Origin of the sequence: Komagataeibacter intermedius TF2 (assembly GCF_000964425.1) — a bacterium.
GTDB classification, from domain to species: domain Bacteria; phylum Pseudomonadota; class Alphaproteobacteria; order Acetobacterales; family Acetobacteraceae; genus Komagataeibacter; species Komagataeibacter intermedius.
The window spans coordinates 93,242-117,280 of sequence record NZ_BANF01000031.1 but is presented as its reverse complement, the minus strand read 5'-3'; the positions used below and the strand labels follow the sequence as shown (position 1 = coordinate 117,280).

At 61.9% G+C, this 24,039-nt stretch carries 25 protein-coding genes; 19 read left to right on the top strand and 6 right to left on the bottom strand.

Translation table 11 applies throughout. From position 1 onward, the window contains the following. Positions 1-31: 31 nt before the first annotated feature. Positions 32-973 carry a DMT family transporter gene (locus B7449_RS05850; RefSeq protein WP_048883470.1) on the bottom strand — a complete coding sequence of 314 codons (942 nt, stop codon included), beginning with the start codon at positions 971-973 and terminating at the stop codon, positions 32-34. A 106-nt stretch (positions 974-1,079) separates the two neighbouring features. Continuing rightward, positions 1,080-1,931: a hypothetical protein gene (locus tag B7449_RS22775; protein ID WP_235721169.1), complete on the bottom strand. Its 852-nt coding sequence runs from the start codon at positions 1,929-1,931 to the stop codon at positions 1,080-1,082. A 268-nt stretch (positions 1,932-2,199) separates the two neighbouring features. Here B7449_RS22775 and tmpT point away from each other — a divergent pair, with 268 nt between their 5' ends. Both tmpT and B7449_RS21025 read left to right on the top strand, forming a co-directional pair. Then, on the top strand, positions 2,200-2,859 hold the full coding sequence (gene tmpT / locus B7449_RS05840; RefSeq protein WP_039735776.1) for a thiopurine S-methyltransferase: 660 nt from the start codon (positions 2,200-2,202) through the stop codon (positions 2,857-2,859). 664 nt (positions 2,860-3,523) lie between these two features. Beyond that, complete coding sequence (locus tag B7449_RS21025) at positions 3,524-3,682, top strand: hypothetical protein (protein ID WP_158003689.1); 159 nt, start codon at positions 3,524-3,526, stop codon at positions 3,680-3,682. 21 nt (positions 3,683-3,703) lie between these two features. On the opposite strand, the gene B7449_RS05825 is transcribed toward B7449_RS21025, so the two are convergent. Then, a complete protein-coding gene (locus tag B7449_RS05825) occupies positions 3,704-4,489 on the bottom strand; it encodes an alpha/beta fold hydrolase (protein WP_039735769.1) in 786 nt (261 codons plus the stop codon). Between the two features lie 289 nt (positions 4,490-4,778). Between B7449_RS05825 and B7449_RS05820 the strand changes: the two genes are divergently transcribed. Beyond that, on the top strand, positions 4,779-6,875 hold the full coding sequence (locus B7449_RS05820) for an acyltransferase family protein (protein ID WP_039735768.1): 2,097 nt from the start codon (positions 4,779-4,781) through the stop codon (positions 6,873-6,875). A gap of 95 nt (positions 6,876-6,970) precedes the next feature. Here the strand turns inward: B7449_RS05820 and B7449_RS05815 are convergent, their stop codons facing one another. After that, positions 6,971-8,167, bottom strand: coding sequence for an MFS transporter (locus B7449_RS05815; protein WP_039735852.1), 1,197 nt, complete (start codon positions 8,165-8,167; stop codon positions 6,971-6,973). A gap of 413 nt (positions 8,168-8,580) precedes the next feature. Beyond that, positions 8,581-9,297: an aspartyl/asparaginyl beta-hydroxylase domain-containing protein gene (locus B7449_RS05810; RefSeq protein WP_039735766.1), complete on the bottom strand. Its 717-nt coding sequence runs from the start codon at positions 9,295-9,297 to the stop codon at positions 8,581-8,583. A gap of 313 nt (positions 9,298-9,610) precedes the next feature. Between B7449_RS05810 and B7449_RS05805 the strand changes: the two genes are divergently transcribed. From B7449_RS05805 to wrbA, 6 genes are all read left to right on the top strand, one after another. Further along, entirely contained in the window at positions 9,611-10,636 is a 1,026-nt protein-coding gene (locus B7449_RS05805; protein WP_039735765.1) for a Dyp-type peroxidase, read from the top strand. 1 nt (position 10,637) lies between these two features. Beyond that, complete coding sequence (locus B7449_RS05800; protein WP_039735764.1) at positions 10,638-11,444, top strand: family 1 encapsulin nanocompartment shell protein; 807 nt, start codon at positions 10,638-10,640, stop codon at positions 11,442-11,444. Positions 11,445-11,560: 116 nt separating this feature from the next. Next, entirely contained in the window at positions 11,561-11,767 is a 207-nt protein-coding gene (locus B7449_RS05795; protein ID WP_039735851.1) for a TOBE domain-containing protein, read from the top strand. Between the two features lie 163 nt (positions 11,768-11,930). Further along, the gene (locus B7449_RS05790) at positions 11,931-12,245 is read left to right on the top strand and encodes a hypothetical protein (protein ID WP_141654799.1); all 315 of its coding nucleotides are present in this window, start codon (positions 11,931-11,933) and stop codon (positions 12,243-12,245) included. Between the two features lie 99 nt (positions 12,246-12,344). After that, positions 12,345-13,031, top strand: coding sequence for a phosphoribosyltransferase (locus B7449_RS05785; protein ID WP_235721168.1), 687 nt, complete (start codon positions 12,345-12,347; stop codon positions 13,029-13,031). A gap of 139 nt (positions 13,032-13,170) precedes the next feature. Then, complete coding sequence (gene wrbA, locus B7449_RS05780) at positions 13,171-13,767, top strand: NAD(P)H:quinone oxidoreductase (RefSeq protein ID WP_039735763.1); 597 nt, start codon at positions 13,171-13,173, stop codon at positions 13,765-13,767. Between the two features lie 34 nt (positions 13,768-13,801). On the opposite strand, the gene B7449_RS05775 is transcribed toward wrbA, so the two are convergent. Beyond that, positions 13,802-14,734: a LysR family transcriptional regulator gene (locus tag B7449_RS05775; protein ID WP_039735847.1), complete on the bottom strand. Its 933-nt coding sequence runs from the start codon at positions 14,732-14,734 to the stop codon at positions 13,802-13,804. Positions 14,735-14,921: 187 nt separating this feature from the next. Here B7449_RS05775 and B7449_RS05770 point away from each other — a divergent pair, with 187 nt between their 5' ends. The 10 genes from B7449_RS05770 to B7449_RS05725 all read left to right on the top strand — a co-directional run bounded on the left by B7449_RS05770 (position 14,922) and on the right by B7449_RS05725 (position 23,961). Next, positions 14,922-15,623 carry a pirin family protein gene (locus tag B7449_RS05770; protein WP_039735762.1) on the top strand — a complete coding sequence of 234 codons (702 nt, stop codon included), beginning with the start codon at positions 14,922-14,924 and terminating at the stop codon, positions 15,621-15,623. A gap of 383 nt (positions 15,624-16,006) precedes the next feature. Further along, the gene (locus B7449_RS21020; RefSeq protein WP_158003688.1) at positions 16,007-16,174 is read left to right on the top strand and encodes a hypothetical protein; all 168 of its coding nucleotides are present in this window, start codon (positions 16,007-16,009) and stop codon (positions 16,172-16,174) included. Positions 16,175-16,201: 27 nt separating this feature from the next. Then, positions 16,202-17,659 carry a phosphomannomutase gene (locus B7449_RS05765; RefSeq protein WP_082084778.1) on the top strand — a complete coding sequence of 486 codons (1,458 nt, stop codon included), beginning with the start codon at positions 16,202-16,204 and terminating at the stop codon, positions 17,657-17,659. A gap of 508 nt (positions 17,660-18,167) precedes the next feature. Beyond that, on the top strand, positions 18,168-19,196 hold the full coding sequence (locus B7449_RS05755; RefSeq protein ID WP_039735759.1) for an MYG1 family protein: 1,029 nt from the start codon (positions 18,168-18,170) through the stop codon (positions 19,194-19,196). Positions 19,197-19,273: 77 nt separating this feature from the next. Continuing rightward, on the top strand, positions 19,274-19,498 hold the full coding sequence (locus B7449_RS05750) for a hypothetical protein (RefSeq protein WP_039735758.1): 225 nt from the start codon (positions 19,274-19,276) through the stop codon (positions 19,496-19,498). A 366-nt stretch (positions 19,499-19,864) separates the two neighbouring features. Further along, positions 19,865-20,203: a hypothetical protein gene (locus B7449_RS05745; RefSeq protein ID WP_039735757.1), complete on the top strand. Its 339-nt coding sequence runs from the start codon at positions 19,865-19,867 to the stop codon at positions 20,201-20,203. Between the two features lie 196 nt (positions 20,204-20,399). Beyond that, the gene (locus tag B7449_RS05740) at positions 20,400-20,642 is read left to right on the top strand and encodes a hypothetical protein (RefSeq protein ID WP_039735756.1); all 243 of its coding nucleotides are present in this window, start codon (positions 20,400-20,402) and stop codon (positions 20,640-20,642) included. A 442-nt stretch (positions 20,643-21,084) separates the two neighbouring features. Further along, the gene (locus B7449_RS05735) at positions 21,085-21,477 is read left to right on the top strand and encodes a hypothetical protein (protein ID WP_039735755.1); all 393 of its coding nucleotides are present in this window, start codon (positions 21,085-21,087) and stop codon (positions 21,475-21,477) included. Positions 21,478-21,797: 320 nt separating this feature from the next. Next, a complete protein-coding gene (locus B7449_RS05730; protein ID WP_039735846.1) occupies positions 21,798-22,658 on the top strand; it encodes a glucose 1-dehydrogenase in 861 nt (286 codons plus the stop codon). Continuing rightward, on the top strand, positions 22,651-23,961 hold the full coding sequence (locus tag B7449_RS05725) for an AGE family epimerase/isomerase (RefSeq protein ID WP_039735754.1): 1,311 nt from the start codon (positions 22,651-22,653) through the stop codon (positions 23,959-23,961). Before B7449_RS05730 ends, B7449_RS05725 begins: the two co-directional genes overlap by 8 nt. The last annotated feature ends 78 nt before the right edge of the window (positions 23,962-24,039 follow it).

The following is a 24,039-nucleotide window of genomic DNA, read 5'->3' as shown; positions in this document are numbered from 1 at the left end:
CCGCGCGGGTCATGTGGTTCCACGGGGGCGGTCACCCCTGTCCTGTTGATGCCTGCGGATCGCGCGGATGCCGCCGCCGCTCCCGCCGTTCCCTTATGGCAAGGCGTTCAAAGCTGATATGCTGGCGGATCCAGTTCAGCATGCCCGACAGGGTTACGACGATAATGCCGACAATCGTCCAGTTATCCAGCGGCTGGTGAAACAGGAAGTAGCTGAACGCCACGGCCCATAACATCTGGCTGTACTGCGGCAGGGCAACCCGGTTGGCCGGTGCGCGGGCTGTCGCCATCATCATCAGCAACTGCCCCAACGCCGCCAGAAACCCGTATCCGAACAGGAACAGCCACGTCTTCAGCCCATGCGGCCAGTGCGCATGCGCCAGCATAAGCAGGCCATCGCCCACCAGCGGGCCGAACAGGCTGGACCCGAACAGCGACAGCCGTGGCGTATCATTCCCCGCCAGCCGGTAGGCAATGACCCCCACGGCATTGGCCACCGCCGCGATCACCGCGCACAGATGCCCCAGATGCAGTGCCCGCATGCCCGACCGCAGCACAATCAGCACGCCGATGAAACCCAGGACAACGGACAGCCATGCCCAGCCGGACACCTTTTCATGCAGCAGCGTGACCGACAGGACCGTCACGAAAAACGGCATGAGGAACATGAGCGAAAGCGCCTCGGGCATAGGCAGCAGCATGAAGGCTTCAACACTGGCGGCGGTGGAAGCGAAGATGGCGATCGCCCGCACCACCCACATGCCCGGTCGCTGGGGAGAAAAAATGTCGCGGTAGGGTTCGTCCGGCCTGCGGATGAACGGAATGATCAGGAAACCGAATATCCCGCCTGAAAAAGCGACCTCGAAGGGATCAAGCTGACCGGCCAGCAGCTTGGAATACGCATCACTGATCGAAAACGAGGAAAACGCGGCAAAGGCCAGCATCATACCCGATGTAAGGAAAGACATGTTCATCTGCACTGCCTGTAGCCAAAGGACATATAGTTTATGGATGCAAAAGAAGCCGCCCCCATACCGGATGGGGCAGCCTGATATGCTGCCGGGTTACCTGTTTTAAATATCACGATAAAACAGGATGTCGCCCTTTTAATGAACGGGGACAGGCCGAACCGGAGCAGGGGGACGGAATGATGATATAATCCGGCGATGGCCGCGTCCGGTCATGAACGGCCGCGATCATATCGCCCATGATGCGGTCCGCCGTCATGAGCCGGTAATGGATCGGGTCCCAGAACATGTCACGGTTATCGACAATCGGGCCGGGAATATCGAAATCGATCACCAGTGTATTGGGCATATGTCCCGCCACGGACGCCACATAACGGTGGCAGGCGGCGAACATGCTGTCATACATTGATCCCTGCGGGTTATGCCGTATGGCCTGTACCGGCGGGAACCAGACAATGCGCAATGTGGTATCGGGCACGGCATGCAGGACCCGCGGCAGGTATGCCTGCATGGCGGGGGCGGCCGCGACGCCGCCCGGTGGCGGGCGCATGTGGTCCGGTCCCCAGTGCACAAACAGCCTATCGGCGCGTGCGCGGGTATAGGTACTGTCCGCACCGACGAAGCTGGTGTAGCCATCCGCCCCGTAATGATCATGGCGCAGGCCGACCTGCAGCATGAACTGGTTGGCCGCTTCCTGCAGCGCATACAGGTTGGCCATATGCAGATAGCCCATCCATGGCGTTCCCTGATACATCCAGTCTGGCCACGGTTCGGGGTTCAGGGGAACCTGCTTGGGGCCATCCAGTACCGCAGGCTGCATCAACCGCCCCGTGGAGGTCCCCAGCATAACGGAATCAAAATGCCCATCGCGCGCCAGCATGGGCATGGTGAACCGCGCATTGCCCGTAACCGGCAGCCGGTGCAGGGGCAGCGGCAGTCCCCCCCACGGGTCAACCAGCACCACGAACAGATAAAGACACCCGCCAGCAGCCCCGATCGTGGCCAGAAATATACTGCAGAACCAATACCAAATGTTTTTCTTGTATCTCCGCACTGATCCATCAGCTTCGAACGCAGGTTTGACGGGCCCCAGAAATCATCATTTCCCGTCTGGCGCAACCCGCCCTGCGGGCGATCAGGATCGGTCATCCCCACCTTTCGCTGCGTTGCCAATGCCGGTATCGTGACCGCGCCAATCTGGACAGGACGCGGGCATAGGGAAATACAACGCGATGGATGAAGCCTTCTGGCATGCCAAATGGCAGCGCAACGAAATCGGTTTTCACGAACCGCGACCCAACCCGCTGCTGACTGATCATTTCGCGGCATTACACCTGCCTGCGAAGGCACGGGTCTTTGTGCCGTTATGTGGAAAAAGCCATGATATCCACTGGCTGCTGGAACGCGGGTATCAGGTGGTTGGCATTGAATTGAGCCCCATCGCCGTCACACAGCTTTTTGCCGAACTGGACCTGACGCCGCACAGGTCCACCGTCGGGCCGCTGCAGCGGTTCGAGGCAGCGGGACTATGTGTTTTCGTTGGCAATATCTTTAACCTGACGCGTAAAGAACTGGGGCCGGTTGATGCCGTGTATGACCGCGCTGCGCTGATTGCCCTGCCTGCCCCCGTCCGCGCGGAATACGCCGCGCATCTGGTATCCATTACCCGGGCGGCCCCCGAACTTGTGGTCTGCATGGAATATGACCAGTCCCGCAAGGCAGGCCCGCCATTTTGCGTCGATGAACAGGCGTTACGGCACTATTACGCCCGGACGTTCGACCTGACCTGCGTGGCCCGCCAGTCCATACCGGGCGGCCTGAAGGGGGTCTGCCCGGCGGTGGAAAGCGTATGGATCATGATGCCGCATGACGGCATGCGCATAAAACCGTAACCCGGACGTTCCTGCCCGCGTGCGCGCAAACGGGCCGCGCACCAGTCACGTCATTTCTGGAATCCATATCTTCTGATCAGCCTTTCCGGGAATTATCAATCTCCGTCATGGCTGGTGAGTGATCTATTTCATTGTGGCAGGGAATTGAAAATACATAGTCAGCTGGACCGCTTTTTTTCCATAATGCCGGGCAACACGTTCACGAAGTTCATGTATATTATCGCATGTTTTTGCCATGCCAACGACCTCCCAACAGCGGGAAACAAGCTGCCTGACCCCCAGATTTTCAGTCAGTTGCCTATGCCAATGAATTGATGATTGCGGCTGCAAATGATCTGTCTGTCCTGTCGCTCCGCATGGAAGTGAGATTGAGCAACCTGTTTTTAATAACCATTTCTCGATAAGGTGGCACTCTCTGAACAGGGCTCCATCGAACAGGCGTCTGTCGCGGCGGTTCCTGCGCTGGGGAATAACCATGCAGGCTCTGATCAAAACAGGGAAAAGTTTCTGAGTGTCGCCTTATTTTCAAAAGGCGACGACCGCCGAATTTTTCTTATGATTTCCAGATATTTCCCGGACAGGACTTCAGGCAGCCTAAATATACAGCTCCCTGAACTTTCCCATACCATGCACGTTCATCCCGCACCATTACGGGAGGCGGCAGATGCGTCATGCCAGCAGGGTTTTTGCCATCCTTGTCATCCTGTCGGTCGCGGGGTGTCACCGCCATGCCCGTGATCGCCCCGACACCGACCGGAATCTGGCAGATGAGTACCGCAATCCCCATCAGCACTGGAGCCGCGGTCCCCATACCGACCACTGACCACCAGTAAACGTCGCGCCATCAGGCAACGCGCAGGAAATACTCCAGCGCGTTCAGGAACGCCTGTGGTGCCTGCGCGTGCACCCAGTGTCCTGCATCAGGTATGACTTCCAGCCGGTAATGCGGAAAAAGCCTGCGCATGGCGGGATAGTTGTCCGGCTGGATATAATGGGACCGTCCCCCTGCCACAAACAGGGTTGGCCCGTCATAATGGACGCCGGGCAGCACATCAGGCCAGCCGATGATCGCTGGCATCGAGGCCGCCATGTCCTTCAGCCCGATCGTCCAGTGTGGCTTTTCCCCCAGTTCAAGGTTCATCAGCATAAGATCACGCACGGGCTTTTCAGCAATGACCTGACCCAGCCATGCTTCCGCCCCCGCCCGGTCCAGGAAATCCGGCAGGGGAAGTGCGGCAAGGTTGCGTGCCAGTTGGTGAGATTGCGAAAAACCGCCCTCACCCGGTGCAATATCCACCACCATCAGCGAATGCACGTCAGCAGGAAAGCTGAGCGCAAGCATCATGGCGGTCTTGCCCCCCATTGAATGTCCCACCACGGTTGCGGGCAATGCCCCATGGGTGGCCAGTGTTTCGCACACATCCGCCGCAAGGACCGGATAATCCATGGGGCCATGCGGGCTCTGGCCATGATTGCGCAGGTCCAGCGCCAGCGTGCGGCGGGTTGCGGCAATGCGGCGCTGGAAAAAGCCAAAATTGCGCGCCCGCCCGAACAGCCCATGCAGGAATACAACAGGCGGCAGGGACAGGTCACCGTTTTCAGGACCAAGTTCGATGGTGTTAAGCAGCATGGGGTCACAGGCTCCGGTTTCTGCGGCAAATGTCGGGGCATATTAGGCAGGTCGGGCCTGTCAGGCTTTTCATAAGATTGTGGGGTCCGGGCAATGCCGCAGGCCGGTATCGGCGTGCTGCGCCACATCGTGGGCTGATGCAAAACAAACACACGGCTTTTATTTGTAAAAAAATTTATAGGTTCGGTGAAACCAGTATTAACTTTACATTTTATTACAGTTGGCAAATTGTGCGGGATCGCAAGGTCACCCCCAATCTGTTGTCATGCAGCTTCTGTAGGGTGATCCCATGAGTCTGAATTTACACGCCAATTACCGGCGCGATATTGATGGACTGCGCGCAATCGCGGTCACCGCCGTGGTGCTTTTCCACGCCAATCTTTACCCCGTACAGTCCGGATTTGTCGGGGTGGATATATTCTTCGTTATTTCCGGTTTTCTGATAGGCGGCATCGTATACAGGGATGTCAGCCTGGGCACATTCAGTTTTCTTGGGTTTTACGCCCGTCGGGCCCGACGTATCCTGCCCGCGCTCATGGTCACTGTCATCTGTGTCATGCTGGTCGGCCTGTTACTTTCCAGCCCGACGGAATTACGCCAGAGCAGCCTGGGGGCCATTAGCGCGCTACTTGGGTGGTCGAACATCCTGCTGTGGAAACAGATCAGCTACTTTTCCCCCGATGCCCACCTCAATCCATTCCTCATGACGTGGTCACTGGGGGTGGAAGAACAGTTCTACCTGTTCTTCCCCCTGCTGATACTTGCATTTCGCCAGTTGCGGGGGGCCTATGTGCTCTGCATGCTTAGCGCGTTGTGCATCGGGTCGCTGTGCATTGCCCAGATCGGCGTGGGCCGGTGGCCTGCCGCTGCATTCTACCTGCTGCCCACGCGGGCATGGGAACTGGGCATGGGCACATTCCTTGCCGTGGCGAAATCAAATTATACTTTGTCCTTTCCCCGCCCCGTCAATCATTTCATTGGTTGGACGGGGCTTTTTCTTATCGGGCTGTCCATATTCATATTTGACGAACATACGCCGTTTCCGGGTGTCGCGGCCCTGCTGCCTGTCGGTGGCACACTGGCGCTGCTGCTGTCCGATGGCAGTTTTGTCAACCGCGCCATCCTGTCCACACAGCCATTCATATGGATCGGGCGCATATCCTATTCATGGTACCTGTGGCACTGGCCGCTCATGGCGTTCATCTGGGTGTGTGCCCCCCAGCCACCCGCGCCATTGCTGCTGATTGGGGCGGGGATCGTATCACTGCTTCCGGCCGTGCTGTCATGGCGTTACATCGAACAGCCCTTCCGCCGGGCTGGCGGGCCGGATGGTGGCGTTGTCCTCCGGTACGGGGGGGCGCTGGCACTGGGTGTCGGCATGCTGGCGGCCGTGTATGTCTCAGATGGGCTGCCCCGGCGTTTTGACCGCAGCCTGATGCTGACGGAACAGGTGCTGGCGGAAGGACGGGGGGAAGCCTGCCTGGCCAATTACGGGGTGTCTGAACCCAATATGTCCCCACACTGCGTGCATGATGCGGGACGGCCGCGCATCGCCCTGCTGGGCGACAGCCATGCATCGGCACTTGCCGCATCACTATCGCATATGGCGGATCAGGCGGGATTTGATTTCGTCCAGTTTACCAAATCTTCCTGCCCCCCGCTGCTGGGGACCACACGCCTCATGCCGTCCCATCCGGGTCATGCCGCGCAGTGCGCGCTTTATAATGACCGGGCCTTTGCTGCCGTCATGCGCGACCCGCGCATCCAGACGGTCGTGCTGGCGGGATACTGGGCCGCCCCATTCGCGCCTGACGCCGGGGGCGATGCCTATACCGACCCGCGTGACAGGACGAACCACGGCGTGGCAACCAGCCTTGCGCGACTGGATGGCGCGGTGCGCACCACAACGCAGGTACTGGCCCGCGCGCACAGGCATGTCATCATACTGGGGGACGTGCCGCAGTTCCGCTTCGATCCCGCACGTGAGGCCGTCACGGCGTTCATGCCCGTGCGCCAGCGTGTCGCGCATGTGCTGGACCCGTCATTCCTGACTGCGGGGGATATCGCCCCGGTCCTGCTGCTATCCGTCCCCGGCCAGCCCATTGCCGACACCGTGCGCCATGCAGCGGCGGACACGGCGGATGTGACCTATTTTTCCCTTGCGGACGGACTGTGTTCGCCAGCCGGATGCAAATTCCGCATGGGGAATGACCCGTTCTACGTGGACCAGCAGCACCTGTCGCGCGGCGGGGCCGATTTCCTGCTGGCGCGGATAGATGGTCTGATTCCCGTCACGGGGGACAACGTCGCCCGGATTGCCACGCAGCCCCCCATCCCCACGGCGCCAATACCCCTGTCCGTCGCGACGCAGGTGGCCATCCACTGACGGGTCATGCCCGGAATCCACTGACAGAAGCCCCTGCCGATATTCCGGATGCCGTCTTCTGTTCCCGAAGGCGGCATTCATATCCCAAAAGCTTTTCAGCCTTCTTCCTCGGCTGGGGTCAGCGCGCGGGGGAAGGCCGCGGGATTGACCATGGCCACCATCATGCCCAGCAGCACCATGGCGCAGGATAGCGGGGTCAGGATGGCAAATCCTCCGTTGGACAGCACTTCTCCCCCTACGGCCGATCCCAGCAATATGCCCATGTTACATGCGGCATTGATCGCCGCCCCCGCAACATCAGGCCGCGTGGCGCGGGCACGGATCGCACCGGACATGACAAACGGCACGACGGCGGAATAGCCGATACACCACAGGCCCACCGCCGCCACGGCCATCCAGCCCGACAGGATATGCCCGTACATAAGCCCCATGCCCAACAGCATGGCCAGCCCGCTGCCCAGCAGCCCTGCGGCAGGCCAGCGGTCCACCACCAGCCCCGCCGCCCATAGCCCAAGAATGCTGAACCCGCCCGTCATCAGCAGCGCGATGCTGAGCGTCCCGGTTGACAGCCCATGCGCCAGCAGCAGCGGCGTGATGTATGTGTACAGCAGGTGATGGGCAAAGAAGAACACCGCATCCACCACCACAACAACAAGGAATATCCGCATCGCCCGGCGGCCCGCCAGTGCGGGCAACCCTTCCCTGACCTGCACTGGCGACGAAACTGGCGGCAGGAAAAACGCGATGCAGACCGTCAGCACCACCGCCAGCACGGTCATGATGCCCATGGCCATGCGCCAGCCGACCATATGCCCGATGGCCGCAGCCCCCGGCACACCCAGCACCATGCCGAGTGACGTCCCGCCATATACGAACGAAATGGCCCGTCCCGTCATGTTCTGCGGCACCAGCCGCGCGGCATAGGCCGCCGCGATCGACATGAGCAGCGCATGCGCCAGCCCCCCGATCAGGCGCCCGGCACATAGGATAAGAAAGGTTGGCGCCACGGTCACCGCAAGGTTGGATGCGACGTATCCCAGCAGGGACAGCAGGACCAGCCGCTTGCGGTCGATATGCGCCGTCATGATCGTAAGGGGAACCGCGGCGATCATGACCATCAGCGCAAAGGCGCTGACGGCCAGCCCGGCCTGGCCTTCGCGGATGTGAAAGGCCTGCGCCATCTCGATCAGGATGCCAACGGGGGCGACTTCACTGGTCAGGGCGGTAAAGGTGCAGGCAAACAGGGCACACAGCCCGACCATGGCGCCCGGAGGAAGGGTTTTGAACAGCATGATCACCTGCTTTGAATGGCGTCCGTGTCATGACGCCGGTTTTCCGCTGCCTTGTGGCACTTTCCACATCTGTATGGAATAGGCGTATTTCGCGTTTCAGCACACTGAAACAGACAAAATTTTCACAAGGCGGATCGTCATGGAAAAAGCAGGCGGGCCCCTTCGTCCTGATCCATCATAATATGCTGTTTCTAAATAGTATTTTCGAAAAAGTCCTACCGGCATTCAGTCGTCACGCACACGGGGGCCGGTCGCTGTTCCGGACATCGCTTTCCTCCGCCATGCCGCGCGGGCAACACGGGATGACTGCGCCGCCGGCACAGCCTGCCGGGAGGGGCTGCGGAAACATGGAGATCATGCCATCCCTGCGCCCCGCAGGCTGGACTACGGAAAGGGAAATGGGGAAACGCGGGTTATACGCCGCGACGGTCCAGGTTCTTGCGGATATCCTGAACGAAACGTGAATACCGGACACCCTGGAAGAAGACATCCATAAGCAGTCGCGCGGGCCACCGGCACGGACGCCGGATCTGGATCAGCAGGACGTAGCGTGTGTCGGTCGTGTTGTTCCACACTTCGTGGTTATAGGTATCGTCAAACAGGATCGACCTGCCCGCCGTCCAGGGGCAGACATGCAGCCTGTCGCCTTCCTCGAACTGGATCCAGCAGTTTTCGCGGTCGGCAGGCACCTGTAGCGCAAGGTGATAGGTCAGCATGCCCTTGGTCATGCCCCGGTGGCGGGGAATGTGACAGCCGGGTTCCAGCACGGAAAAGCTGGCGGTGCATAAATTGGGGATCCGGTCGATCAGCGCCGCCGTCGTCGGGACGCGGGCACGGTTTTCCTGCCGCTTGTACCCGTAACCTTCCAGAAAGAAGGACCGCCAGCGCCGATCCGCCGCGATCCGACCATGATCGGGGGAAATCTCACCAAGCGAGGGAATATCGGTCGTGGCCATGCACAGTGCCTCGTCACGAATTCTTTCCCAGTTCCGTTCTAGGTCACGGACCCACTGCATGATGTAGGGATCAAAAAGCGCCTGATCCGGCAATAGGGAAAACCGCATGATAAAGGCATCGACCCTGTCCCGCAGGCCCTTTGTCAGATGATAGATGGTCTTCTTTTTCGCCATTCCCTCTCCCTCCTTGAACAGTGGCGCGGAAATATATTCCGGGCGGGCATGCCTGAATATCCCTCCCGCGCCCTTCCCAACATGGCCGCCTGTCGCCCGACGGCCACATATCCCGGCACATGGGCGGAAAACTGCCTGCAAACGCCCGGGCGGATGCAGGGATGCACGCGCATCATGTCAGAACACAGGGAGAAATCATCGTGGCGGCCCTTTTGCTGGCGGTCCGAACCATATAGAATCCCCTGTCAACCGCAGACCTACGCCGCGCCGGGTCTGCCGCATGTTCTTCATGGCGCCATGCAGGGAGTAAGGCGTGCCTTCAGCGACACCACAGCCCGTTGACACCACATTGACCAGTGCGGCAATTTTCCTCGTTTTCACGCTCGACCCCGGAGAGGGACATGACGCCACGGTCCGCGACCTGTGCGGGGATCTGTCGGCCATGCTCCGTGGCGTGGGATTCCGCATTCCCGACGGGCGACTGTCCTGCGTAATGGGTTTCGGGGCGGATGCGTGGGAACGTATTTTCAGGGGGCCGAAACCCAGGGAACTGCACCCCTTCCGCGCCATACACGGCGTCCATGAAGCGCCCTCCACCCCCGGCGACCTGCTGTTCCACATCCGCGCGACGCGCATGGACCTGTGTTTCGAACTGGCCGCCGCCATCACCGCCCGGCTGGACGGTGCGGCGCAGGTGGTCGATGAAGTCCATGGCTTCAAGTATTTCGACGCCCGCGACCTGCTTGGCTTTGTCGATGGCACGGAAAACCCGGTCAACCAGGCCGCGACCGAGGCAACCCTGATCGGGGACGAGGACCCGGACTTTGCCGGTGGCAGTTACGTCATTACCCAGAAATACCTGCATGACCTGAAGAAATGGGACGCGATCCCTGTCGAGCAGCAGGAAAAGATCATTGGCCGCAGGAAACTGTCGGACATTGAACTGCCCGAAGCCGCCAAGCCCAGCTACGCCCACAACGTCCTGACCAATATCGAGGAAAATGGCGAACAGCTGCAGATCGTGCGCGACAACATGCCCTTTGGCGAAGTGGGCCGGGGCGAATTCGGAACCTATTTCATCGGTTACGCCAAATCCCCTTCCCGGGTCGAACGGATGCTGGACAACATGTTCATTGGCAACCCGCCGGGAAATTACGACCGCCTGCTGGATGTCAGCCGCGCGGTGACAGGCACGCTGTTTTTCATTCCCACCGCCGATTTCCTTGACGCCGCCCCGGCATATGACGCCACGGCGGCAGCACCTGCGGACAGCAATGAAGACACACGCCCCACACCTGCCGGATCACTTGGCATCGGGTCACTGAAGGAAGAAGCCTGACATGAACAACCTGCACCGGAACCTTGCCCCCATTTCCGACGCCGCATGGGCGGAAATCGAACAGGAGGCGTCCCGCACGCTGCGCCGCTACCTTGCCGGACGGCGCGTGGTGGACGTGCCCGATGCCCGCGGTGTCGGCTTTGCCGCGGTGGACACCGGCCACACGGCCCGTATCGACAGCCCGGCGGACGGCGTGCGGGCGCTGCAGCGCAAGGTGCTGCCGCTGGTTGAACTGCGCGTGCCCTTTACGCTGGACCGTGACGCCATTGACGACGTGGAACGCGGCGCGCTGGATTCCGACTGGCAGCCGCTGAAGGACGCGGCAAAGAAAATCGCCTATGCCGAGGACCGCGCGATATTCGACGGCTACGCCGCCGCCGGGATCACCGGCATCGGGCAGGATACATCCAACGCGAAATTCACCCTGCCCGCATCCGCGCGTGACTATCCCGCCATCATTGCCGATGGCCTGAATGAACTGCGCATTGCGGGCGTGAACGGCCCGTACGCCGTCGTGCTGGGTGCCCGCGCCTTTGCCGCCGTCAGCGGCGGGAACGAGGAAGGCTACCCCGTACTGCGCCATATCGAACGGATGACCGAAGGCAGGATCATCTGCGCACCGGCCATTGAAGGCGCCTATATCGTATCCACCCGCGGGGGGGATTTCGAACTGTCGATCGGACAGGATGTCTCGATCGGCTATATCAGCCATTCCGACACATCGGTGGACCTGTACCTGCAGGAAAGCTTCACATTCCGCGTGCTGACGACCGAGGCCTCGGTCGTGATCGCACAGGCCGGCGCGTAAAGGGCCGCCCGCCGCAATGTGGGCGAATGCCCGTGACCTCTGCCGTGGCCACGGTCTGCACTGCGCCCCATTTCGTGATTGCCGCCGGCAGGCCGAAACCCAAGGAAGGACATAAAATGAAAATCAGCGCACGCAACCAGATCGCGGGCAAGATCACATCCATTACCAAGGGTGCGACCACATCCCATGTTGGCATCGACATTGGCGGTGGCACCATTGTCACCGCATCGATCACCAATGAAGCGGTTGCCGACCTGAAGCTGAAAGTCGGCGAAGCGGCGACGGCCATCATCAAGGCGTCCGATGTCATGGTGGGCGTGTAAGGTCCATCATCCGCACGCCGTCCGCCCACGGGGAGGGGCGGCGTGCGTCCACGACATGAACAATTCCTAATCTGCCAGATACATAAAGACAGGATCGAAACACAGGCTGGTCACGTTGCGCGCATATGGTGCATCCGACATATTCCAAGGTGCCTGTGTGATCATGAAAACCATACTGTCCGTCCTGCCCGTTTTGTGGATTGTCCTGATGGGTGCGCCCGCACTGGGCCGGACACACCGTATCCACATTCCCACGACGAAACGTCACCCACGGCAGGTCAATACGGAATTCGGCCATTTCCATGGCCATACAGCCGTCCTGCCGCCCGATAGCAGCGAATATCGCAACATAGATGCAAAATGTTCCGCCCGGGGACTGGATAATGTCACGTCGCAAAGCGTGACGGTTGGCGTCAGCATGGCGTCACGCCGCAATTTCTATGCCCAGTGCATGGTTGAAAGCGGGGCGTGGCGCTAATCGGGGACTGGCGCGCGGCAGACCATACGGCTATCGTAACGGACCGGCGGCTGCCCTGCTGCCGGTCCATCATACAGTCAGCCCCAACCGGAAGCATCCGTGTCCATACCGCCCTACCAGACCCGATTTTACCCGTCCTCCATGACCGGGGACCGGCCCTGCCACGACGCCACCTATCCCGTACGCCTGCGTGACGGCTCCACGCTGGTCCTGCCATTACGTCCGTTGCCGGACGGGGAAAAGGCCATCGCGCTGCTCATGTCCAACCAGACGGCATTCGCGGTTGAACACGCGCTGGTCCGCCTGCTGACCGATCTGGCGCGGGAACTGCGGCCGGAGGTCATTGTCGGCGTGCCCACCATGGGTCTGGCCTATGCCCGCCCCGTGGCGGAAAACCTTGGTTTTGACGATTATGTCGCGCTGGGCCACTCGCGCAAATTCTGGTATGACGACGCCCTGTCGCAGCCACTCACATCCTCCACCAGTCCCGATCAGGCCAAGCGCCTGTACCTTGATCCCGCCCTGATCGAGCGGGTTCGCGGCAGGCGCGTTCTGGTCATGGATGACGTGCTGAACACGGGCCGGACGGCGGTTGCGGCCATCGCACTCATGCAGCAGGTGCAGGCACGGGTCGTCGGCATTACGGCGGTGCTGACCGAAGGGTGGGCATGGCGCGACGCCCTGCAACAGGTGGGGCCGGACGCGCCCGGACTGGTGCATGCCCTTGGCCATATTCCCATGTTTGGCCGCAGCGCAGGGGGATGGGAGCCGCTTGCGGGCACATAATGCCCCTGCCCGCGCGTGACCGGCGCAAATACGGGAAACGAAGCGTTTCCGATTTTGGCGTATGCACCTGCGCGACGGGCCGTATTGTCAGGAAGGTTCCTGTTGGAAACGATCCATGACACAGCAAGGGGTTACGACATTGTCCAAGGTTCTCGTATTATACTATTCCACCTACGGCCACGTTGAAACCATGGCCCATGCGGTAGCGGAAGGCGTCCGCGCCGCAGGGCTGGAGGCGGACGTGAAGCGCGTGCCCGAACTGGTGCCGGAAGATGTGGCCAAGGCCCACCATTTCAAGACGGAACAGGCCGCCCCCATCGCCACCACGGCGGAACTGCCCGAATATGACGCGATCATTGTCGGTGCGCCCACGCGGTTCGGGCGGCTGCCATCGCAGATGGCCAATTTCTGGGACCAGACGGGCGGGCTGTGGGCAAAGGGCGCGCTGATTGGCAAGGTTGGCGCGGTCTTTACCTCCACCGCGTCACAACATGGCGGGCAGGAAACGACCCTGTTCTCGCTCATGTCCAACCTGCTGCATCATGGCATGGTGATCAGCGGCCTGCCGTACAGTTTCCAGGGACAGGTGCGGGTGGATGAAGTCACCGGCGGCTCGCCCTATGGCGCGACGACGATCGCCGCAGGCGACGGTTCCCGCCAGCCCGGCGCCACTGAACTGGATGGCGCACGCTTCCTGGGCCAGCATGTTGCGGAACTGGCCAGAAAGCTGGCCTGACCCGCATGACACGCCCGACCATCCGCCGGGCGTGTCATGTCCCGACCGGCGCATTGTCCTTCGCCCAGGGCGGATGGACAAACGCCCCGGCAAGATAATCGATAAAGGCCGTCACCCGCATGGGCCGCAGGGTACTGGCGGGCGTGACCAGGTACAGGGCTACGGGAGGTGCCTCCCACTGCGGCAGGACACGCACGAACCTGCCGGATTTCAGCCCGTCCCACACCATGAATTCCGGAAACAGCCCGAACCCCAGCCCGGCCTCCAGTGCCGGCAGGAAGGTTTCGGCATTATCCGCCCGCAGGCGCGCGGTCTGTGACAGGACAACCTCCCGCCCGTCCGACACCTGCCGCAGACGGATCATGCCGGGGGCGGAGGTATTGGTGTAAACAAAGCTTTTGTGGCCTTCCAGCGCGCGCGGATCATCCGGATGGCCGATCCGCTCCAGATATTCCGGCGTGGCCACAAGCAGCAGCCGCACCGTACACAGCCGCCGCGCCAGCAGGGCGGAATCAGCCAGTGACGCAATGCGCAGCGCCATGTCATAGCCACCGGCCACAAGATCCACGATGGCGTCGCTGTAATCGATGGTGATGTCTATTTCCGGGTAACGCACAAGAAAATCCGGCAGCAGGGGCGCAAGGTGCCGGCTCCCGAACACCATGGGGGCGGCGACCCGTATCAGGCCCGATGGCGTCAGGGTGCCGCCGCGCGCCTCCATTTCCGCGGTCTCCGCTTCAGCCAGTATGCGGCTGGCATGCCCCAGCAGCCTTCGTCCCGTTTCAGTCAGGGACATCTGTCGTGAATTGCGGTTGAACAACGCGACACCCAGCGACTGCTCCAGTCGGCCTATGGCCTTGGATACCGTGGGTTTCGATAGCTGGATGTCCTCCGCCGCGCGCGCGAAGGAGCCGCGTTCCGCCACTTTTGCAAAGATGGCCCATGCCTCAAAATCCGGCAGCCGCATTGCACCGTCCCACGCAATGGTTCCCACTGGCTGTTTCCATAACTGATCGTCCGGAACCTGTCTCCCCTTCCTGGCCATTTACGGTCAATAAATGGAAACAATGACTTTCCTTTGTTTCTGTATTCATGAACCCATCGGGACGATACCGTGCTGTCCATGGCCAACACTGGCATATGGAGAAAACCCGATGATTGAAGTACGTCCCTTTGACCGGCTGGGTCACGCCAACCATGGCTGGCTGGATGCCCGCCACCATTTTTCGTTCGCGCATTATCATGACCCCGCGCGCATGCACTGGGGCGCGCTGCGGGTCTGGAATGATGACATGATCGCGCCGGGCACCGGCTTTGGCACGCATCCCCACCGGGATATGGAAATCATTACCTATATCCGCGAAGGCGCGATCACCCACACCGACAGTCTGGGCAACACAGGCCGGACGGAAGCGGGCGATGTGCAGGTCATGTCGGCAGGCACCGGGATCCGCCATGCCGAACACAACCGCGAGGACGTGGCCACCCGCCTGTTCCAGATCTGGATCATGCCCGACCGCGCGGGCCATGCGCCCTCATGGGGAACGCGATCGTTCCCGAAGGCGGACCGGGCCGGACAGTTCGTGGTCCTGGCATCGGGCCATGCGGGGGATGAGGACGCCCTGCCGATCAATGCCGATGCCCGCGTGCTGGGGGCCACGCTGAAGGCGGGACAGGTGGCGCAGTACCCGTTGGGCGCCACGCGGCTTGGCTATCTGGTTCCCGCGCAGGGCCGGGTGGACATTGAGGGCACGACGGTCGGTGAACGTGATGGCGCCGCCATTTCCGACACCGAAACACTGCACATACGCGCCCTGGAAGATAGCGAGATCATTCTGGTCGATACCCTCGCCTGACCCTCGCCTGATGCCGGTGGGCGGGATTCACGTGACCGGGTGGCGTCTGTCCGCCATCCGGTGCCGTTACCCCGACATGCCTGCTGACAGTCGTGCATCCCACCTCATGAAACCGGCCGCAGGCTACACAATATGGAGAGGCCCGGCACGGCACCCGCCACATCGGATGGCGCGCGGGTGCCCATCCAGCCCGAAAAACACCAAGCCCACCTGCATTCCCGATACCGCCTGTCCAGCCTGGACTGATCCCTGCCCCGGCCTTTATCGTGTCCGGCCTGATATGACGACGTGACCGGCCGCCACAGGCGACGGGGCTTTTTCTGGCCGCATTTTCGTGATTCACTGAACCGCATGATCAGGATGGAATATGGCGACAGGACGGCATGACATCACCCGCCCTGATGGGATTGACGCGCGAAATCCTGCCTGTCACGACGGCGCCACGCCGGGCGGCCACGATCATGTGCGCCAACCGCGACGTATTCCATGTGTTCATGGCCGGGCAGGCGAACCCGCCCGGTCCCCGCCCCGAACCCCACCACAGTTGTTGAGAGAACCACATGAAAATAGCCCAGTGGATGAAGCAGTCCGGTGTCGCCTTCGGGACCAGTGGCGCGCGTGGCCTTGTGACCGCCATGACGGATTCCGTCTGCTTTGCCTACACAGTGGGTTATCTGAAGCATCTGGGCACGCTGGGGGAATTCGCGCCCGGCACGCAGGTTGCGGTGGCGGGTGACCTGCGGCCCAGCACGCCGCGCATCCTGCGGGCCTGTGTCGCGGCCATTACGCATATGGGGGGCGTGCCGGTTTTCTGCGGGTTCGTGCCCACGCCCGCGCTGTGCCTGCATGCGTTCACGCTGGGAATTCCCTCGCTTATGGTGACAGGCAGCCATATCCCGGCGGACCGCAATGGCATCAAGTTCAATCGCGCGCAGGGCGAATTCCTCAAGACCGACGAAGCCGCCATGCGCGAACAGGACGTCACCCTGCCCGATGGCTGGTTTGATGCCACCGGCGCGCTTGCGCGTGACATCGTGCTGCCGGTCATAACGGATGTCGTGCCGGGCTTTGTCGCCCGTTACCGTGATTTCTTTGGTCCCGATGCCCTGTCCGGCCTGAAACTGGGCATTTACCAGCATTCCGCCGTGGGGCGTGACGTCATGGTGGAAATTGTCGAGGCACTGGGCGGCATCGCCGTGCCGCTGGGCCGCAAGGACGATTTCATTCCCGTCGATACCGAAGCCGTGCGGCCTGAAGACGCAGCGCTGGCACGCGAATGGGCCAGCGATGGCACGCTGGACGCCATCCTGACCACCGATGGCGATTCCGACCGACCGCTGCTGGCGGACCGGCACGGCAACTGGCTGCGGGGGGACGTGCTGGGGATCATTGCCGCGCGTTTCCTTGGCGCACGCGCCGTGACCACGCCGGTCAGCAGCAATACCGCGCTGGAGCAGGCAGGCTTCGCGCGGGATATCCGGCGCACCCGCATCGGTTCCCCCTTTGTCGTCGCCGCCATGACCGAAGCGGCCGAAGCCGGGCTGCTGCCTTCCGTCGGGTATGAAGCCAATGGCGGTTTCCTGCTGGCCAGTGACGTAACGCAGGACACGCGCACCCTTGGGGCGCTGCCCACGCGGGATTCCATCCTGCCCATGATCTGCGCCCTTGTCGCGGCACGGCAGCAGGGGGTGGATCTGGCGGGCCTTGTGGCGACCCTGCCCCGGCGCTTTACGCTGAGTGACCGGCTGGCTGAAATGCCAACGGCCCGCAGCCAGGCGCAGATCGCAGTCCTGCGGCAGGACCCGGACAGGGGGGCTGCATCGCTGGGGCTGCTTGATGCCTGCGGCGGGCTTGCGCATGTTGATGAAACCGATGGCCTGCGCATGACCTTCGAAAATGGTGAAATCGTGCACCTGCGCCCCTCAGGCAATGCGCCGGAACTGCGGGTTTATGTGGAGGGCGACAGCCCCGAACGCACGGCCGAACTGCTGAAAACCGGCATGGCGGCCGTCAGCGCCTGGCGCACGGCGTCCTGACTGTATCCCTGCATCTGACCAGGCCGTAACCGGGACGGCATGACGCCCCTGAACCATCGCCCATATGCGGCGTTGCACCCGCAGCGACCGGGGGCCTGTCATGCGCCGTATCCTGAACACAATCATAGCCTGCGCCGTCATCTCCTGCCTTGCAGACTGTCAGGACCGGCACCGTGAACGTCCCCTGTACTGGCATGAAGTCCAGCATCATACCGCGCACCCGGACGCCGCGTCCGTAAGTCACCCCGCTGCACAGGCAGCGGGGCAGGCCATCATTTCAAAATAAACCGGCCGGTGCTGTTTTGTTAATCAAAGACAGCATGCTTCCAGCACGACTGTCCATGCGCGGATGGTCCTGAAGCATATGTCCGGACATGCAGCATGGACGGCGGCGCCATGCCCCTGCATGCGGCACCCGGGTCGCCATGAAGCCTGTTGTCTTGACGTGACCTTTGCGGCATGAGGGTGCGTACCAGCACTCCATTCTTGTCTGTCAGCAGGTTTTTATATGTCCGAGCATACGCCCATTGGTCTCGATAACGCGGCTGCCCCCGTCCGGGCGCTGACCCATTCGGGGAATTTCCACGTTGATGAGACGCTGGGATATGTCATCCTTCACTATGCCCTTGCACCCGAAGGCGACCTGCGCGGGCGCATTCTGGGGGACGCACCTGCGGACCGGCTGGCCTTCACCCGTTCGCGTTCGCCCGAGCGGATCGCGGCATCCGATATTGTATTTGACGTGGGCGGCCAGTATGCCCCGGCCAAAGGGCGGTACGACCATCACATGAAGGACAAGCCCCTGCGTGATGACGGAACGCCCTACAGCGCCGCAGGGCTGCTGTGGAAGGATTACGGCACGGCCGCCATTCGCAATATCCTGCAGGCTCCGGCCGACGATGCGGATGTCGCCGCCATATGGCAGGCCATCGACAGGTCGCTGGTCCTGCCGATTGACGAGGACGACAACGGCGTCGTGAAGATGGGCAGGCTGTCGCTGGCGGATATCGTCTCCTCCTGTCGTCCGGCATGGGACACCACCGAACTGTATGGCCCGGAAGAAGCAAAGCGGCGCGAAACACTGGGCTTCGCCAATGCGGCAACAACCGTTGCCGGCCATCTGGTCAACGTGGTGGACCGCGTGCGCGCCAGCCTGAAGGCGGCGAACCGGGTCATGGCCGCCTATGAAGCCGCCGACGACAAGCGCATCCTGCTGATGGACACGGGCATGCCAACCGAAAAGGTCATTTTTGAAAACGACCTGCCCGTCGTCTATGTCGTCTCGCCCGCCGCGCCCGACCGCTGGAACGTCAAGGCGGTGCCCCCCACACGCGGCGATTTCGGACAGCGCGTTTCCCTGCCCGAGGCATGGCGTGGCCTGGATGGCGCGACACTGGCCAGGGTATCGGGCGTGGCCGACGCAGTATTCGCCCATCCCGCCCGCTTCATCTGCGGGGCAGGCAGCAAGGAAGGCGCGCTGCAGATGGCGCGTCTGGCGCTGAAGATCAATGACGAACTGGAACAGGCCGGGGACTGATCCGGCCGACTGGCCGCCCTGTCCCCGCCGGGGTACCGCCATCGTGGCGGACTGGCCGGCATGATGCCGGAAACGTGATGGCAGATCCTGCCTGCCTGCCCGCCTGCGGGGTCATGTCCCCCTTTCGGGGCAGGTGGGGGCTGCCTACATGGCATCCATCGGGCGGTTTCTTTCCGTCCGGACTGGAGGTCACCATGGTCAGGGAAACACGTTACCGTTCGAACCCCGACACGATCGACATGATCGGTATTGGCATGGTCCTGCTGACCCTTGCCCTATGGCTGTCGTTCATCTTCATCTGATGGTGCAGGCGCGTCCCATGGACGCATCGCCTGTGCCGCACTACATCTACCGGAGGCTGCAATGTGGACATACCTGCGACGCCAGCGTCTGGCTGGCATACCACGAACAGGGTGGATGGGCAGATGGGATATTGCGGGGCCGGCACTGATCGCCGCCGCGTTCGCGCTGTCCACGGCCATGATATTCCTGTTCTGACATTCCCCGCATCCCTTTTTGCCGAAAGCCCGGTGGCGCAGTGCCGCCGGGCTTTCTGCCATCCTGTCATGTGCTGTCCCGTCGGGGTGTCATACCTCCCCTGATTGGCGTCGCTGCCGCCGGTACGTTAGGCTGGCGTCCCGATTGCCGTGGAGAGGACAGAGTACATCATGGACCCCAAGACCATTGCCGAAGCCTACTTCACGCTGGGCACCCATATCGAGGACAGTCAGGCGCGTGTCAGTGATGCAGCCGAAGCACTGATCCCCCTTGTCCGGCGCGGCGACCAGAACGCCGTTCAGGCACTAGGCAACCTGCGCAGGGCAGCCGTGTCCATGCAGGCCGAACGGCAGTGGGCCGAATATCTGTGGCAGCTTGCATCCGGCAAGAACCCGCCGCCACCTGCGACCGCCCCCACCACGACGGCGGCATCGACGTCGGATGATACGGCTTCGCCCCACACATTCCTTGACAACCTGCTTGGCGACCTGATCACCCTCCTGCCCTGATGCGACACCGGACAGGTCGAGCAGGCACGCCCGGTCTATTGTATGCGCACGATGGTATTCATGGCATGGAATATCATATATCACATATATAAATATGTATTGATCCGGAATGCTTATGGAAAATATTTGTATTCCCGCATTGAAGCACTCTCTCTGACCATCAACATATGTTGATATCATAAGGAGTTATCTTAACATGTCCGATCACAAGGTTCCCCATGCCGCCGGTTCCATTCATGACCTGGTGCGCAAGGCGACACATTCCCCTGCCATCATGACAAAAGCGGAAACCATCCGTCTGGCTGAACACGTGCTGAAAAGCGGCGAACACGCCACGGAGGAAGAGCAGGCAATCGCCAGACGGGCCGCCCTTGACCCCGACGGCGTCAATGCTGCTGAAATCCAGCTTCTGGGCAAGCGCGCGGCCGCGAAGAAATAAACCACTCAGCCCGACATGGCATGGGGGTGATATATTCCCCTTCATGCCGTGCGGTGCCGTATCGATCCTCTTTACATCATGCGAAAACGGCACGTGCCCGCCAGCGCAGGCACAGGATTGTTCCCGGCAATTTTTCCATGCATCCTGACCCGCGGCGTGATTTCGACCGTCAGGACAGCGCCACAGGCAGAATGGTTGGCCAAGGCATGCAGGCACCGGGGGTGACAGGCGTCTGCCCCTGAAAAGGTCCACGCACCAGCCAGTCTTCCATTCGGGCCAGCATCCCGAAAATCATGCTCAGGCACCTTCCTGTCGGGGCCGATGCAACCTGTTGCCCTGTCGCGGGTTTATGACCGCGGCAACTGGAGGGGTAAAGGACATGATCCAGCGTCCCGTCCCCACGCCACAACGTCATTCTACGTCCCGCAGCAGGATGCACCAGATGTCGTACCGTCCGATCATAACCCTGCCTGTCATGGCGATTGGCCTCACGCTGGCCGGTGGGGGCCTGCCTGCCATGGCCGCCCCCGCTCCCACCGTCACGCCGCAGGCCATGATTGACGCCGCGCCGGGCGCGCGGCTGGCGGGTTACCTGAATTTCTGCATTGGCAATGGCCTTGCGGACCACGCGGGCGCGACCCCGCTGCTGGACACGCTGATCCACAATACAGGCGCCGTCCCGGCCGATGAGCGGGGCAACATGGATTATGCCTATGGCACGGCAGGCGTCCTGCAACCGGGCACGCACGGCTCCCCCCGCCTGACGGATTTCGACATTCCGGCACGGCGCGATGCCTGTGCGCAGGCCGTCAGGAAAGCAGGCATGGGGGCCTGATACCCGCAGGATGGCTTCGCAGCGATCCATAAAAGTTTTCGGGTGTCGGCTTTTCAAAAGAGCTTCGCCATGAACTGCCCATGATTGCAGGTTTTTAATCGGGAGCCGCTCTTTTCATAACAAAGGCAGCATCCCGTAACGCTTTTTTATGATCTGTCGGATACCCTGGGAACAGGCACGGCAGGCAGCCTGTCATGTTCGTGTCCGTGCAAAGGACAGGCATCCCGGCATGCAACATATCCAGCCATCACGACGTTTGGACCTGCATGCACGCCCGACGGGCGTTCCTTTCCCCTGTCATCTCCCGATGGAAACACAGCATGCCCCGTAGCATTCCCGCCCAGAGCCAACCCCACCAGCCCGGCCTTGAACGGCTGCTTGACCCACCGGCTGAACATATCCGCGCCGATTATCAGGGCAGCGGCAAGCTGAAGGGCCGCAGGGCGCTGGTCAGCGGCGGCGACAGTGGCATCGGGCGGGCCGCCGCCCTGCATTTCGCACGTGAAGGCGCGGATGTCGCCATCGTGTACCTGGAAGAAGACGAGGACGCGAATGAAACCGTCCGTCTGGCACAGGCCGAAGGCGTGCGCGCACTGGCCATACGGGGCGACGTCGCCCACAGCGCCACCTGCGATGACGCGGTCACACGCACGGTACAGGCCCTTGGCGGACTGGATATCGTGGTCAACAATGCGTCCGTCCAGTACGTCAGCAATGACCTGACCGATATTTCGGACGAGGTCTGGCAGCGTCATATGGATGTCAACATCAACGGCTATTTCTACCTGACCCGTGCGGCGCTGCCGCATCTGGGACGGGACAGCGTCATTATCAATACCTCCTCGGTCAACGCGTTTGCGGGCAATGCGTCACTGGTCGCCTATACCACGACCAAGGGCGCGGAAATGGGTTTTACCCGCGCCCTTGCGCTCCAGCTTGCGCCACGGGGCATACGGGTCAATGCGGTTGCCCCCGGCCCGGTCTGGACGCCACTGCAGCCCGCAAGCTGGGGGCCGGTGGACCCGCAGGCCGTGGCCAGCCTTGGCAAGGATACGCCGCTGGGCCGCATTGGCCAGCCCAGTGAGCTGGGTCCGGCCTATGTCTATCTCGCCGCCCGGGATTCTTCGTACGTGACGGGACAGACGCTGCATGTAAACGGGGGCATGATCATCAATGGGTGAAACCCTGCCCGCGCTCATGGTGCCGGTTTCCTCGTGGCTGCGTCGTGGGCCGCACCAGCGCTGGCTGGACATGCAGGGGCAGCGGCTGCTGGATTTCTACAGGCCCGCCCGGGTGCCTGACGGGTTCGCCGCGCTGAATGACTGCGGCAACCTGCAGCCGGGGGCCGTATCCGACGCCACGCTGGGGGCGCGCATGACGCATGTCCATGCCGTGGCGACGGGACGCGGCCTGCCCGGTTGCGGGCCGCTGGCGGCGCATGGGGTGGCGTCCCTTCTTGGCCCGCTGGCGGATCATGAAAACGGGGGCTGGTTCCTTGCCCCACCCACGGATGAACAGCAGCACGGCGGCGGTCGCAAACAGGCCTATCTACACGCGTTTGTCGTGCTGGCCGCGTCATCCGCCACTGTTGCGGGCGTTAAAGGCGCACGCAGGCTGCTTGATAAGGCGCTGGCGGTCTGGGAGCGGCATTTCTGGAGCGAGGACGAAGGCGTTTTCCGTGAGAGTTTCGCTGCAGACTGGTCGGATGAGGAAGATTACCGGGGTGCAAACGCCAACATGCATTCGGTCGAGGCCTGCATGGCGGTCGCGGATGTAACGGGCGACCCGTTGTGGCGCAACAGGGCCGTGCGGGTGGCTGAACGCTTCATCCACACGCTGGCGCGTGATGCCGGATACAGCCTGCCCGAACATTACAGCCGCGACTGGCGCATGCTGAAGGATTATAACCGCGACCGGCCCACCGACGCCCTGCGCCCGTATGGCATGACGCCGGGCCATTTCACCGAATGGGCGCACCTGCTGCTCAAACTGGAAGCTGCCCTGCTGCGCGCGGACGGGCGCGCGCCATCGTGGCTTATGGAAGATGCCATCGAACTGTTCCATTCGGGCATGACCGCCGGCTGGGCGCGTGATGGCGCGCCGGGCCTGCTGTACACCATCGACTGGAATCATGACCCCATGGTGCATAACCGTCCCCACTGGTGCCAGGCAGAGGCCATGACCGCGGCGGCCGCCCTGCTGAAACGCACGGGCCACCGACGGTATGAACAGTGGTACCGCACCCTGTGGGACTATATCGACACCTTCATGATCGACCGCAGGCGTGGCGGCTGGATACAGGAACTGGACCGCGACAACCGGCCATCCGCCGTGGTGTATGAAGGCAAGGCCGATTTGTACCATGCATGGCAGGCCACCATGACTCCACTGCTGCCCCTTGCCCCCAGTTTCGCGACCGCCGTGGCCCTGTTGGAAAACCATGGTACGATACCGGATCCGGCACGGGATACGACAGATTCCTGACGCCTCCCGCCACCTGCGCGGACCAGGCACCGGCAGGCGCATACCGTAGGTGCCACGCGCCCTGCCCATGCCGCGAAC

Coding starts and splice junctions, on each gene's coding strand:
- B7449_RS05850 (WP_048883470.1), bottom strand. CDS start 973: ATGAACATGTCTTTCCTTACATCGGGTATGATGCTGGCCTTTGCCGCG.
- tmpT (WP_039735776.1), top strand. CDS start 2,200: ATGGATGAAGCCTTCTGGCATGCCAAATGGCAGCGCAACGAAATCGGT.
- B7449_RS21025 (WP_158003689.1), top strand. CDS start 3,524: ATGCGTCATGCCAGCAGGGTTTTTGCCATCCTTGTCATCCTGTCGGTC.
- B7449_RS05825 (WP_039735769.1), bottom strand. CDS start 4,489: ATGCTGCTTAACACCATCGAACTTGGTCCTGAAAACGGTGACCTGTCC.
- B7449_RS05820 (WP_039735768.1), top strand. CDS start 4,779: ATGAGTCTGAATTTACACGCCAATTACCGGCGCGATATTGATGGACTG.
- B7449_RS05815 (WP_039735852.1), bottom strand. CDS start 8,167: ATGCTGTTCAAAACCCTTCCTCCGGGCGCCATGGTCGGGCTGTGTGCC.
- B7449_RS05810 (WP_039735766.1), bottom strand. CDS start 9,297: ATGGCGAAAAAGAAGACCATCTATCATCTGACAAAGGGCCTGCGGGAC.
- B7449_RS05800 (WP_039735764.1), top strand. CDS start 10,638: ATGAACAACCTGCACCGGAACCTTGCCCCCATTTCCGACGCCGCATGG.
- B7449_RS05795 (WP_039735851.1), top strand. CDS start 11,561: ATGAAAATCAGCGCACGCAACCAGATCGCGGGCAAGATCACATCCATT.
- B7449_RS05790 (WP_141654799.1), top strand. CDS start 11,931: ATGAAAACCATACTGTCCGTCCTGCCCGTTTTGTGGATTGTCCTGATG.
- B7449_RS05775 (WP_039735847.1), bottom strand. CDS start 14,734: ATGCGGCTGCCGGATTTTGAGGCATGGGCCATCTTTGCAAAAGTGGCG.
- B7449_RS05770 (WP_039735762.1), top strand. CDS start 14,922: ATGATTGAAGTACGTCCCTTTGACCGGCTGGGTCACGCCAACCATGGC.
- B7449_RS21020 (WP_158003688.1), top strand. CDS start 16,007: ATGACATCACCCGCCCTGATGGGATTGACGCGCGAAATCCTGCCTGTC.
- B7449_RS05765 (WP_082084778.1), top strand. CDS start 16,202: ATGAAGCAGTCCGGTGTCGCCTTCGGGACCAGTGGCGCGCGTGGCCTT.
- B7449_RS05755 (WP_039735759.1), top strand. CDS start 18,168: ATGTCCGAGCATACGCCCATTGGTCTCGATAACGCGGCTGCCCCCGTC.
- B7449_RS05750 (WP_039735758.1), top strand. CDS start 19,274: ATGGCAGATCCTGCCTGCCTGCCCGCCTGCGGGGTCATGTCCCCCTTT.
- B7449_RS05745 (WP_039735757.1), top strand. CDS start 19,865: ATGGACCCCAAGACCATTGCCGAAGCCTACTTCACGCTGGGCACCCAT.
- B7449_RS05740 (WP_039735756.1), top strand. CDS start 20,400: ATGTCCGATCACAAGGTTCCCCATGCCGCCGGTTCCATTCATGACCTG.
- B7449_RS05735 (WP_039735755.1), top strand. CDS start 21,085: ATGTCGTACCGTCCGATCATAACCCTGCCTGTCATGGCGATTGGCCTC.
- B7449_RS05730 (WP_039735846.1), top strand. CDS start 21,798: ATGCCCCGTAGCATTCCCGCCCAGAGCCAACCCCACCAGCCCGGCCTT.
- B7449_RS05725 (WP_039735754.1), top strand. CDS start 22,651: ATGGGTGAAACCCTGCCCGCGCTCATGGTGCCGGTTTCCTCGTGGCTG.